Annotated in this window: 8 protein-coding genes, 1 tRNA gene and 1 pseudogene; all 10 read right to left on the bottom strand. The window is 50.3% G+C overall.

Translation table 11 applies throughout. The features are described 5' to 3' along the window. Nucleotides 1–25 precede the first annotated feature (25 nt). Nucleotides 26–1,258 (bottom strand): site-specific integrase, encoded by a 1,233-nt coding sequence (locus BQ2633_RS09400; protein WP_075566683.1) that lies wholly within the window; start codon nt 1,256–1,258, stop codon nt 26–28. A 312-nt stretch (nt 1,259–1,570) separates the two neighbouring features. Beyond that, nucleotides 1,571–1,655: transfer RNA gene (locus BQ2633_RS09395), tRNA-Ser, on the bottom strand. Nucleotides 1,656–2,064: 409 nt separating this feature from the next. After that, nucleotides 2,065–2,769, bottom strand: a complete 705-nt coding sequence (locus BQ2633_RS09385) for a Crp/Fnr family transcriptional regulator (protein ID WP_075566679.1) — start codon at nt 2,767–2,769, stop codon at nt 2,065–2,067. A 677-nt stretch (nt 2,770–3,446) separates the two neighbouring features. Next, on the bottom strand, nt 3,447–5,183 hold the full coding sequence (locus tag BQ2633_RS09380) for a SulP family inorganic anion transporter (protein WP_075566678.1): 1,737 nt from the start codon (nt 5,181–5,183) through the stop codon (nt 3,447–3,449). A 419-nt stretch (nt 5,184–5,602) separates the two neighbouring features. Continuing rightward, complete coding sequence (locus BQ2633_RS09375; protein WP_075566677.1) at nt 5,603–6,793, bottom strand: pyridoxal phosphate-dependent aminotransferase; 1,191 nt, start codon at nt 6,791–6,793, stop codon at nt 5,603–5,605. A 162-nt stretch (nt 6,794–6,955) separates the two neighbouring features. Next, nucleotides 6,956–7,672 carry a Bax inhibitor-1/YccA family protein gene (locus BQ2633_RS09370; RefSeq protein WP_075566676.1) on the bottom strand — a complete coding sequence of 239 codons (717 nt, stop codon included), beginning with the start codon at nt 7,670–7,672 and terminating at the stop codon, nt 6,956–6,958. Between the two features lie 352 nt (nt 7,673–8,024). Continuing rightward, complete coding sequence (locus BQ2633_RS09365) at nt 8,025–9,239, bottom strand: bifunctional 3,4-dihydroxy-2-butanone-4-phosphate synthase/GTP cyclohydrolase II (RefSeq protein ID WP_075566675.1); 1,215 nt, start codon at nt 9,237–9,239, stop codon at nt 8,025–8,027. A 147-nt stretch (nt 9,240–9,386) separates the two neighbouring features. Further along, nucleotides 9,387–10,013, bottom strand: a complete 627-nt coding sequence (locus BQ2633_RS09360) for a hypothetical protein (RefSeq protein ID WP_075566674.1) — start codon at nt 10,011–10,013, stop codon at nt 9,387–9,389. A 2-nt stretch (nt 10,014–10,015) separates the two neighbouring features. After that, nucleotides 10,016–10,894, bottom strand: a pseudogene (gene ribB, locus BQ2633_RS09355) (3,4-dihydroxy-2-butanone-4-phosphate synthase); the annotation flags it as partial. 147 nt (nt 10,895–11,041) lie between these two features. Further along, the gene (locus BQ2633_RS09350; RefSeq protein ID WP_075566672.1) at nt 11,042–12,964 is read right to left on the bottom strand and encodes an LptF/LptG family permease; all 1,923 of its coding nucleotides are present in this window, start codon (nt 12,962–12,964) and stop codon (nt 11,042–11,044) included. Between the last annotated feature and the right edge of the window lie 12 nt (nt 12,965–12,976).

Below are 12,976 nucleotides of genomic sequence, written 5' to 3'. Positions count from 1 at the left end.
AGATTAAAAGTGATACATTCGTGTTTTAGAGTCTCATAGCATCATTGAATTTGTCGAGTTTATCGGCAAGTTCTTCCATATCGTGCTCAATCTTTTTGTTGGTGATGCGTGCATAGATTTGTGTGGTGCGGATATTGGTATGTCCTAGCATCTTAGAAACGCTCTCCATCGGCACTCCCTTACTAAGTGACATCGTTGCAAACGTGTGACGTGCCAAATGGAAGGTGAGGTTTTTCTTTATACCGCAAATATCGGCAATTTCTTTGAGATAAGCATTCATCTTTTGATTAGAAAGGATTGGAAAAAGCTTGCCTTCACGTGAATGATAATTGGGATTGTCGCAGTATTTGGCAATAATGGTCTTGGGGATATCGAGCAACAACACATTACTCTCTATATTTGTCTTTTGCCTGCGTGTCATAATCCAGGCTTTGCCGTCCATCATCACGAGATGCTCTCTGCGAAGATTGGCGACATCTATGTAGGCTAATCCAGTGAAGCAGGAAAAGATGAAGAGATCACGTACAAGCTCCAAACGGGGAGTCTCTATTTTTTTATTGGCAATGCAAAGTATTTCTTCGTCTGTCAAGAAACCTCTGTCCACAGGATTGAGGTGAAAATGATGGTCAAGGAATGGGTCTTGGAGAAGATAACCACGCTTGAGGGCATAAAGCGTAATTGTTTTCAAGGTCTTCATCTTTTTCACAGCAGTATTGTAGGCACAAGCAGCAATGGTGGTAAGGTATAGCTCAAAATCTTGCACAATGGCTGGCGTGAATTCAGTGAGCCCTAAATCTTTACGCTTATACTTATAGAGAAGGAAGTTTGCAAAGTGTTTGCGCAAGACGCTGTACTTCTGCAAACTATCCTTGCTAATAGTGTGCCCCACACGTTGACGAATGTCGTCTATGAATTTATCAAAGACTGGAAGAAAACTTGTGTACTCTTTGGCTTGCCCAAGGTAGGCAGCACGAAGTTTGTCAAGCGAGATACTTTCATCATCTTCGTACTTGCGATAGATGTTGTGGAGATTAGTGGAGATGGCATCAAGACTGGCATTGACAGCAAGAGCTTCGGAAGAACGCCCCTTTTGTCGGCTAGTATTGTTGTTCCACTGCGACTTGTCTACAAAAATCTTGGTAGACCCTAAGTTACTCATTGCTCCTCCAAGGAAGATACGGAGCATGACAGGCGATTTGCCTTCTTTGTTCTCATAGTTAGAGCGTAGGTAGAAGGATACCTTGAACGATTGTCTCATAATGCATCATTCTTTAGTGTAGCACTTGGCTACAAAGTTAATTACTAATACATTGAAAGAGATTGCGTTACTGCCTTCATTTTGCCCTTCTTTTTGCCTTCACTGCTACACTTTTTCTGTAGCATTATTTTGTGTAGCAGTTTATGTAGCAGAATTTGACCGAATGATGACTATCAAAACCTAGGGTTTAGCCGTCACTGCGTAGGCTTATATACAAAGAAAAATCGTTGTAAGTATAAGTCTTACAACGATTTACGCTAATTTTGAAGGCTGTTTTGACGACCATTTTGAAGTCATCTTGAAGCCACATTGCGGAGAGAGAGGGATTCGAACCCCCGGTACCTCTCGGTACGGCAGTTTTCAAGACTGCTGTAATCGACCACTCTACCATCTCTCCTGTTGCAAGGTGCGAAATAATGACCATTGAGGTCAAGCATTTTGCACTGAATTTGCAAGGATTTGAATCCTGCACCGAAGTGCGTGGCTCAAATGTGATGCAAAAGTACTACTTTATTTCTTTACTTCCAAATTTCTGGGCAACTTTTTCTGATTTCCCTTCAAAATTTGTGGTTTTCGGGAGTTTTACTTTCCCTTTTTCTGGTAAAGCCCCCCTACCGCACGACTCTTGCAGAAATTGATACTCTCTCCAAAAGTAGAGATTATGCTTCACTTCTGGATGTTTCCACACCAACCGATCTAGAGGTAGCACAGCTCTTGCAGACATACGTGCTATACTTGCGGAGCCCCCCCCCGATTCCCCAAAGTAGAGATGGCTCGGCAAGGTGGGCATACGCACAGCTGAGTTGCTATCCTTGCAGGGCAACAAACTGCAGGCGGTGGACATCGAGCAGACGGATGTGGCGACCTTCTACGACAATGAGTCCTTCTTCGACAAACTGAGTGAGAGTGCGAATGGCATTGGCAGTGCTCATGTTGCTGAGTGCTGCCAATTCGCGACGCGTGAGATGCGCTAGCACATCTAGGTGCCCCTCCTCTCGGCTGTTGATGCGATGTAAGAAAAGCAGAGTTTCCGCCATGCGCCCACGCAAATGACCTTGCGTCAAACTCACTAGTCGACAATCGGCTGTTGCCAACTCTTGTGTCAAACGACGCAACACATAGTGTGCCACTTCAGGAGAGTGCAACAACGTGTGGCGCACGCAACTCAGGGGAATCGCCCAGATTTCACAATCTTCAAATGCCTCCGACGACACCACATACGGTTCGTCTGCCAGCGCAGCACCATAACCGAAGATTTCACCCTGCGAGACGAAGCGGAGAATCTGATACTTCCCTGCCCCGCCCGTGCGCGAGACCTTCACCGTGCCCGCCTGCACATAAAAGAGCTGTTGCGGTATTTCGCCTTGACGGAAGACTACTTCCCCTTTCTCCAGATACAACACCTCCTTCGCACTATCCAGGATAGCGCGCTGTTCATTGCTGAGGATTTGCCAAAAATCCGCGGTGTTTTCGACCGAATCCCAAAGATTATAGGCGGTATGCGAGTTCATAGTGGTGAAATTTGTGACCTTTCCACGCACCTTCTGGCGCGCAAATGCTATGACGTGTTTTGTCGTAAGAAAGCTGAACCAACTCTTGCGATTCCCCCATCGGAGAAGCGCACAGTCTCGTCTGCGTGTTTTTGTGATTAAGCCAGGCTTTCCGAAGAAATCGCGACTTTACACGCAAAGCCTCTTATATCTTTCTTCCTCAAAAACCTATAGTCGGCAAGCGTTCTTCGGCTCTTGAGATAAAAAAGATTGCGAGTCCGCTAACTACTACACTACAAAATTACGAGCTTCTCTGTGCTCTTCCAAATTTTGAACCTTGTTTCAAGCTTTTACATTTAATAAATCATTGTTCACCACCCTTTTTCCTCTCACACTCCTCAAAATGCCGATGCCCTAAGGCGCGATGCCCCCTCTCTCCTCCTCCACTCCCCTGCTGTGCGGAACGAGAAAAAGAGTGGTTGACCGGATTGTCCAGTCAACCACTCTTTTCTTTTTCAGCTATTCTACGGAATTGTTTAAACGATTCGAGGAGCTCTTGTAGTGCTACGAACCATTAAGTCACGCTATTCGCGCCACTACATGAAGCGTTTCGGAGCAACGAGTTGGCACACTTCGCACACTAAGCGATGAGCCCCCTGCTTCGCTGCCGAATGTACCCTACGAGGAGTACAAAGGTTTTAGGCTTTCGCGCGCAAGGCTGCTGCACGCTCGAGCGCGATAGTGATATGCGAACAGATGTTGTCCTCTCCGATGAGGGCAGGGAATCCAGCACGTTCCAGCACAGCGCGCACCTTGGGTTGCACCCCCGAAAGGATGATTTGCGTGCCATCGCGCTGCGACATCAAGCAGAGATTTTCGAGATTGTGCACCCCCGTGGAGTCGATGAAGGGCACACGACGCATGCGAATGATGCGAATGGCAGGATGGTCTTGCATCTCTGCCGTCATTTCCTCAAAGCGATTCGCCACCCCAAAGAAGAAGGGTCCATTGATTTCATACACCTCCACCCCATCGGGGATGACGAGCGCCTCTTCGTGGAGGGGTATGTCTGCCACTGGATCGGCATTAGGGTCAATCTCTTTGGTGAAAATCGACAACTGCGTCACCTCTGCCATGCGGCGCATGAAGAGCAAGCAGGCAAGCACCAGACCGAGTTCGATGGCAATGGTGAGATCAAACACTACAGTGAGCACGAAGGTGACGAGGAGCACCACCACATCACTCTTGGGGCGGTGGGTGAGTTGGGCAAAGGTGCGCCACTGGCTCATGTTGTAACTCACCACCACCAACACACCGGCAAGTGTGGGCATGGGGATGTAGGCTGCCAGCGGCATAGCCACAATGAAGATGACGAGCAAGACCAGTGCGTGCACCACCCCAGCAATACACGTGCGAGCACCATTGTTGATATTGGCCATGGTGCGCGCGATAGCTCCCGTAGCAGGGATGCCGCCAAAGAAAGGCGCCACGATGTTGGCAATGCCTTGTCCGATGAGTTCTTGGTTGGAATCGTGGTGATCGCCCGTCACTCCGTCGGCAACGGTGGCGGAGAGCAAACTCTCGATAGCTCCTAGGATGGCTATGACAAAAGCCGAGGGGAACAAAGCACTCAGTGTGTTGAAAGTGAAGTGTCCTTGTGCGTCTGTGAAGAGCGATTTCCAATCCAGGTGAAAGGCATTGATGTGAGGCAAGGAAGCTGTGATGTTGCCAAATCGGTCGCCAATGGTGGCAACGTGGGTGAGTCCGCTTTGATTGGTGAAATACACCGTTGCTGTAGTGACAATGATGGCGATGAGCGAACCAGGGAGTCGTTTCATCCATCGCGTACAAGCCACGATGATGGCGATGCTCACCGCACTCACCGCAACGGCATCCCACTGCAAGGTGGTGATATTGCGAAAATAGCACATCCATTTGTCGATAAACGCTGCTGGTGCTCCTCCCTCGAGGGTGAGTCCTAGAAGGTCTTTGACCTGCGTGGTGAAGATGGTGAGGGCGATACCAGAGGTGAAGCCTACTACGATGGGATAGGGGATGAATTTGATGACACTTCCCAGTCGAAAAACTCCCATCAAGACGAGCATAACGCCTGCCAAGATGGTGGCAACCAACAAGCCGGACAATCCAAATTTGGCAACAATGCCATAGATGATGATGATGAAGGCGCCTGTGGGTCCTCCTATTTGCACACGACTGCCCCCAAAAAGGGAGATGATCAAACCGGCTACAATGGCGGTGATGATGCCAATGCCGGGACCGATGGTGTGTTCGGCATCTCCGCCCGGTGAGGCGGCAATGGCAAAGGCGATGGCAAGGGGCAACGCTACAATGCCCACCACAAGTCCTGCCATGAGATCGGCAGAAAACAGAGCTTTACTGTAATGACGAAGGTCAATGAGAATACGTGGTTTCAAAGATAATAGACGTTAGAAATTAGACGTTAGACGTTAGAGATTAGACGTTAGAGGGTCGCGGACCCTTTCTGCTCGCCACGACAAGCGTGGCTCGGGCAAACTAGAGAATAGACGTTAGACGTTAGAGATTAGACGTTAGAGGCTAGACACTAGACGTTAGAGGGTAGACACTAGACATTAGACGTTAGACACTAGACATTAGACGTTAGACATAGGAGCTTGGTGAGAAGAAGCTAGACGTTAGAAATTAAAAAGCTAGCGCAGCCCATGTCCGCATGGCACTAACGTCTAACGTCTAATCTCTAACGTCTAAACTATTTCTACACGACGTTTCTTTGCCCGAGCTACTTTGGGGCGAGCAGAAAGGGTCTGCGACCCTCTAACGTCTAAACTCTAACGTCTAACGTCTAATCTCTAAATCACTTCAATTTGGCGCAAGCCTCCTTGATGCGGCGCATCGCCTCAACGATGTTTTCATCGCTGGTGGCATAGCTCATGCGGAAGCACTGAGGACTGCCGAAACTGTCGCCACCCACGCAAGCCACGTGAGCTTCTTGCAAGAGATAGAGGGCGAAGTCGTCGGAAGTGTGGATGGTAGTCGTGCCATCCGTCTTGCCAAAATAAGAAGAGCATTTGGGGAAGAGATAGAACGCTCCTTCGGGATCGTTCACCTCAAATCCAGGGATTTCTTTTGCCAAACGGACAATGAGATTCTTGCGACGGAGGAAGGCTTGACGCATCTCCTCAACGGGAGTTTGATCGCCGTTGAAAGCAGCCACAGAAGCCTTTTGAGAGATAGAACCCGCACCAGAAGTGTATTGACCTTGGAGCTTGTTCACCGCCTTAGCCAGGGCGAGAGGAGCAGCCACAAAACCGATGCGCCAACCCGTCATGGCATAAGCCTTAGATACACCATTGATGATGGCGGTGCGCTCTTGCATGTCGGGCAAAGTAGCGATAGAGGCGTGCTTGCCCACATAGTTGATATGTTCGTAGATTTCATCGGCAATGATGACAATCTCGGGATGTTGGCGGAGCACGTCGGCAAGACCTGCCAATTCTTCGAGGCTATACACCGAACCTGTGGGGTTGGAAGGACTGCAAAGGATGATGGCTTTGGTGCGAGGCGTGATGGCAGCTGCCAACTGTTGGGGAGTGATTTTGAAATTCTGTTCGATGGTGGCTTCTACAAACACGGGTTCACCGTCTGCCAAACGCACCATGTCGGGATAGCTCACCCAGTAAGGCGCAGGAATGATGACTTCATCACCAGGATTCACCACAGAGAGAAGCACGTTGCACACCGCTTGTTTGGCACCATTGCCCACCACGATTTGTGTGGGTTCGTAGTGCAGTCCATTTTCACGCTCCAATTTAGCGCAGATAGCTTGACGAAGATCGAGATAACCAGGCACAGGACTATAGCGCGACCAGTTGTCGGCAATGGCTTGTTGCCCAGCAGCCTTGATGTGATCGGGCGTGTTGAAATCGGGTTCACCCACAGAGAGGTTGATGATGTCGATGCCCTGAGCTTTGAGTTCAGCACTCTTTTGCGACATAGCCAAAGTGGCAGAGGGGGCAAGGCGATTGAGACGATCGGAAAGTTGCATAAGGTGAGGGAAAAATTGAGAAAGTGAAATGGAAAAGGTGAAAGGCTAAAGCAACAGTTGCGCTTCCACAGCAAATACTGCAAAAAATAGTGTCGGCTCGAAAGTCTCCGGAGAATCGAGGAGACCTCCGAGCCGTGATAGGTTTGCACCGAAGCAGAACGATTATTTGCGTCGGCCCAACAAGCGGAGGATGTAGAGGAAGAGGTTGATGAAGTCGAGATAGAGGATAAGGCTACCCATCAGTGCGACTTTCATGGTAGACTCTTCGTCTGCTTGGCTAAACTCATGCACGAGGCGCTTGATTTTCTGGGTGTCATAAGCCGTGAGTCCTGTGAAGATGAGCACACCAGCGATGCTGATGATGAGGTCGAAAGTAGAACTTCCGAGGAACATATTCACCACAAGGGCGATGATGAGTCCGATGACTGCCATCGAGAGGATGCGACCAATCATGGAGAGGTCTTTCTTGATGAAAAGCCCTACAACGGACATCGCGCCAAAGGTGCCTGCCGTGATGAAGAAGGCGTTGACAATATCGGCCTGTGCGTAGACTAAGAAGATGCACGAAAGGGTGACTCCGTTGAGAATGGCGTAGAGAGCAAAAAGCACTCCGGCAGTCATAAAGGAGAGTTTGTGGATGCTCGCAGAGAGAAACCACACCATCGCCACTTCAGCGATGAGGAGACCGTAGAACACGAAGGAAGAACCGAACACCATGTTCATCAGGGCGGGCTGAGTGATCATAGCCAGGCTCGTAAGTCCGGTCATGGCGAGTGCCAAAGTCATCCAGAGATAGACCTTCTGCATCACAGCAGGGAAGGACAATGCGCGACCTTGCGGAGCATAGGTGCGGTTGTAGTTGGTTTGAGGTTGATACATGAGAGAATTTATTATTTAGAAGTAAATGATTGCTGAGTGTCGAGAAATCCACGCTCCTTCATGGACTAGGATATTGCTAAACGCGCAGAAACGATTTCCAAGAGTGCAAGACTTGCAAGGAGGGTTCCGAGAAGTTCGAGGACACGAGGCAAGAATCTCGAGGAGAGCTTCCTGTTTTTCAAGAGAGAGCGAGAGACGATTTCCGAGGGATTGAAAAATCTCCAACGTTTTTTGGAAAATCTCCAACGTTTTTTGGAACAGGTCGGAGTTTTTCAGTTTGACTGCCCCACTCTCTTTGCCGTGCCAACTGCGAGCAACCACGTCAGCGGCTTATTTCACAATGTCCAGCAGCTTATTTCTTCACGTGGAGTGCGTGGTGCATGCGCTCTTGTTTGGTGAGGAGATAGCGGCGGTTGTGGTCGTTGGCTTGGATTTCCATAGGCACATTTTCCACAATCTCAAGGCCATAGGCTTCTAAGCCCACGCGCTTCACGGGATTGTTGGTGATGAGGCGCATCTTGGTCACACCGAGGTCGCGGAGTATCTGAGCTCCCACACCATAGTCGCGTTCGTCGGGATCATAGCCCAAATGCACATTTGCGTCTACCGTGTCGAGACCTTCTTCTTGTAGCTTGTAGGCAGCGATTTTTGCCATCAGTCCGATGCCACGGCCCTCTTGGTTGAGATAGAGCACAAGACCTTTGCCTTCTTTTTCGATGAGTTCCATCGACTTGTGGAGCTGTGCTCCGCAGTCGCAACGGCAACTGCCGAAGATGTCGCCCGTGACGCAACTAGAATGCACGCGCACCAAGAGGGGTTCACCGGGTTTCCAGTCACCTTTGAAGAGTGCCACGTGCTCCAAACCGTTACTTTTCTGGCGGAAAGGAATGAGGCGGAAATCGCCATATTCGGTAGGCATGCTCACTTCTTCGCCGCGCTCGATGAGTGATTCTTCCTTCAAACGATAGGCGATGAGGTCTTTGATGGTGATAATTTTGAGTCCTTCTTGCACGGCAAACTCTTTGAGCTGTGGCATACGTGCCATGGTGCCGTCTTCATTGAGGATTTCAATCAGGCAAGCCACGGGCTGAAGTCCTGCCAAGCGCGCCAAGTCAACAGCGGCTTCGGTGTGCCCAGCGCGTGCGAGTACACCACGATCTTGCGCATAGAGGGGATTGATGTGTCCAGGACGGCCGAACCATTCGGGGCGTGCTTCGGGATTAGCCAAAGCGCGGACAGTAGCTGCGCGGTCGTGTGTGGAAACGCCAGTGGTGCAACCTTCGAGGAGGTCTACGGTCACCGTGAAGGGGGTGCCGAGCACGGAAGTATTGCTTTGCACTTGGTGTTCGAGGTGAAGTTGTCGGCAACGCTCCTTAGTGACGGGTGCACACAGCACGCCACGTCCCTTTTGGAGCATGTAGTTGATTTTTTCGGGCGTGATGAGTTCCGCTGCGGTGATGAGGTCACCTTCATTTTCGCGGTCTTCATCATCGACAACGATGAGAAATTTCCCGGCTTTGAAGTCTTCCAAAGCCTCTTCTATAGTGGAAAGTTGAATGTCTGCCATGTGATGGTGTCTTTATGTTGTTGTGTGAGAGGGTAGAAGTTAGAAGTTAGAGGTTAGAAGTTAGAGCTTTTAGAGGTTCTAGTCTTCTAGAGGTTCTAGTTCTTCTAGCCCTCTAACGTCTAATCTCTAACGTCTAATCTCTAACGTCTAATCTCTAATATCTAACTGCTCTTCGAGTGTGGTCATACACTTGATGGTCTGCCGCAAATCTCGTGCCAAACGCAGGCGGAAGCGCCAAGCTCTCACCCAAATAATCAAGCCCAAGGGGAAGAGCACCCCAAAGACATAGTTGATCCATTGGCGCGAGAAAGGCGTGGTGTGCGCATGCGCGTAAATGAAGGGCACACGGTTGAGCGTGTCGAGCACGTGCATATCTCTGGTGTTTGCCAGATCTTCCACCAACTCTTCGATGCGGTCGCTGAGTTGTTCCATGCGCTGATCGGGACGAGTGCGGAAGAAGAGGCGGAAATAGTTGGGCGCGAGCCACAAACGCTTTGTTTGACGGTAGTCTTCGGCTTCTTGACGAATGGACTGTGCTAGTTGCAAATCGGCTGTCACGTCGGGCGGAGTGATAATCACCTCCTTGCGGAAAAGATGTCGTTTGGTGCGGAAGCCAAGCAACCTGCGGAGGAAGGCAATATAAGCATCGAGGTTGAACACCACAGAGTCGCGGTTTGCCATAAAGGTGAGATACGCTCCGGCAGGTGTGAGGATGAAAGTGGACATCCACATTCCCACCACCATGTTGATGCTACCATCGCGCGCCATCTTCATNAGAGCACAAGACCTTTGCCTTCTTTTTCGATGAGTTCCATCGACTTGTGGAGCTGTGCTCCGCAGTCGCAACGGCAACTGCCGAAGATGTCGCCCGTGACGCAACTAGAATGCACGCGCACCAAGAGGGGTTCACCGGGTTTCCAGTCACCTTTGAAGAGTGCCACGTGCTCCAAACCGTTACTTTTCTGGCGGAAAGGAATGAGGCGGAAATCGCCATATTCGGTAGGCATGCTCACTTCTTCGCCGCGCTCGATGAGTGATTCTTCCTTCAAACGATAGGCGATGAGGTCTTTGATGGTGATAATTTTGAGTCCTTCTTGCACGGCAAACTCTTTGAGCTGTGGCATACGTGCCATGGTGCCGTCTTCATTGAGGATTTCAATCAGGCAAGCCACGGGCTGAAGTCCTGCCAAGCGCGCCAAGTCAACAGCGGCTTCGGTGTGCCCAGCGCGTGCGAGTACACCACGATCTTGCGCATAGAGGGGATTGATGTGTCCAGGACGGCCGAACCATTCGGGGCGTGCTTCGGGATTAGCCAAAGCGCGGACAGTAGCTGCGCGGTCGTGTGTGGAAACGCCAGTGGTGCAACCTTCGAGGAGGTCTACGGTCACCGTGAAGGGGGTGCCGAGCACGGAAGTATTGCTTTGCACTTGGTGTTCGAGGTGAAGTTGTCGGCAACGCTCCTTAGTGACGGGTGCACACAGCACGCCACGTCCCTTTTGGAGCATGTAGTTGATTTTTTCGGGCGTGATGAGTTCCGCTGCGGTGATGAGGTCACCTTCATTTTCGCGGTCTTCATCATCGACAACGATGAGAAATTTCCCGGCTTTGAAGTCTTCCAAAGCCTCTTCTATAGTGGAAAGTTGAATGTCTGCCATGTGATGGTGTCTTTATGTTGTTGTGTGAGAGGGTAGAAGTTAGAAGTTAGAGGTTAGAAGTTAGAGCTTTTAGAGGTTCTAGTCTTCTAGAGGTTCTAGTTCTTCTAGCCCTCTAACGTCTAATCTCTAACGTCTAATCTCTAACGTCTAATCTCTAATATCTAACTGCTCTTCGAGTGTGGTCATACACTTGATGGTCTGCCGCAAATCTCGTGCCAAACGCAGGCGGAAGCGCCAAGCTCTCACCCAAATAATCAAGCCCAAGGGGAAGAGCACCCCAAAGACATAGTTGATCCATTGGCGCGAGAAAGGCGTGGTGTGCGCATGCGCGTAAATGAAGGGCACACGGTTGAGCGTGTCGAGCACGTGCATATCTCTGGTGTTTGCCAGATCTTCCACCAACTCTTCGATGCGGTCGCTGAGTTGTTCCATGCGCTGATCGGGACGAGTGCGGAAGAAGAGGCGGAAATAGTTGGGCGCGAGCCACAAACGCTTTGTTTGACGGTAGTCTTCGGCTTCTTGACGAATGGACTGTGCTAGTTGCAAATCGGCTGTCACGTCGGGCGGAGTGATAATCACCTCCTTGCGGAAAAGATGTCGTTTGGTGCGGAAGCCAAGCAACCTGCGGAGGAAGGCAATATAAGCATCGAGGTTGAACACCACAGAGTCGCGGTTTGCCATAAAGGTGAGATACGCTCCGGCAGGTGTGAGGATGAAAGTGGACATCCACATTCCCACCACCATGTTGATGCTACCATCGCGCGCCATCTTCATACCCGAGGTGTTGATGATGTAGTAGAGGATGAAAATACCCACCGAGATAATCGTGGGCATGCCCAATCCGCCCTTGCGAATGATGGCACCCAGTGGCGCACCGACAAAGAAGAAGAGCAGGCAAGCCAAAGCTAGGGTGATGCGTTGGTGCCACTCCACCTCATGCTTACGGACGAAGTATTCCTGATCTTCCACAGCCTCGTTGCGCCACGTCATTTCGGTGGAAAAACTTTGGAGCGTGGAGGCGGTGCGGTTGCGTGCGCGCTCCATTTTCTCTTTGGGAATTTTGGCTACCAGGCTGTCAAAGTTCAACTTCACGTGCGAGAGGGCACGGAGTGTGGCAAGCGAATCCTTGCGCGTAAAAGCTTTGGTGGTGGGCAAGGCGCGTCCGGCATAGTCGCTCGAAGATGCCAGTGCGGCAGAGTCGATTTGCAGATTCATCGAGTCGATAAAATTCGCCAGCGCAGTCCAGTTTTTCGCCTGCGGTAGGAAAGCCAGTTCGTTAGCTTCGATTTGGTTAAAGTTGGCATCGAAGTCGATGAGCAACTGCTTGTACATAAACGTCTCGCGGTCGTAGGGCACACTCTCACTCTTGAAGACATTGACATCTTCCGTCTTGAGATTTTGGAATTGTTCGCCCGACCATAGGGTGAGTTTCATGTGCATCTTGTCGGCAGTCATTTCTATTTTTGCCGAATCTGCCAATACGATTTGTGCGCGGTCAAATCCTTGGTCCATCTTGTAGATGATGGTATTGTAGAGCATACCGGTTTGCGCGTTTTTCTTCACCACATAGAGGTTAAAATCGCGCATGTTGTAGAACACCCCTTCGGGGATTTCCACGGCAGGTTGTGCGATTTTGATGGAAACAAGGAGTGCGCGGAGCTGCTTTTGGGCGTTCGTGGAGATTTCGTTTTGAAAATAGAAGACGAACGCCGAGAGCGGGATAATGAGCAGGAGGATGGGGCGCATCACTCGCACTAGGGGCACACCAGCTGCCTTCATCGAGAGGAGCTCAAGGTTCTCTCCCATGTTACCAAAGGTGATGAGGGAAGCCAGCAAGACGGCAAGTGGGAGCGAGGTGGGAACAAGATACACCGAAACGTGCCAGAAGAACTGTCCGAGCACGTCTAGGGTCAAGCCCTTGCCCACAAGGTCATCGACGTAGCGCCACAAGAATTGCATGACAAACACGAAGAGGCAGATGAAGAATGCGCCTACAAAGAGTTGTAGGAACTTGCCGAGGATGAACGTGTCGAGCCGTTTTATTCTGAAAAATGCAAAGAATTGGCGCATAGTTTGAGTTGT

It is taken from the genome of Ihuprevotella massiliensis (assembly GCA_900095835.1).
Lineage (GTDB): Bacteria > Bacteroidota > Bacteroidia > Bacteroidales > Bacteroidaceae > Alloprevotella > Alloprevotella massiliensis.
This window is presented reverse-complemented; position numbering and strand designations above follow the sequence as displayed.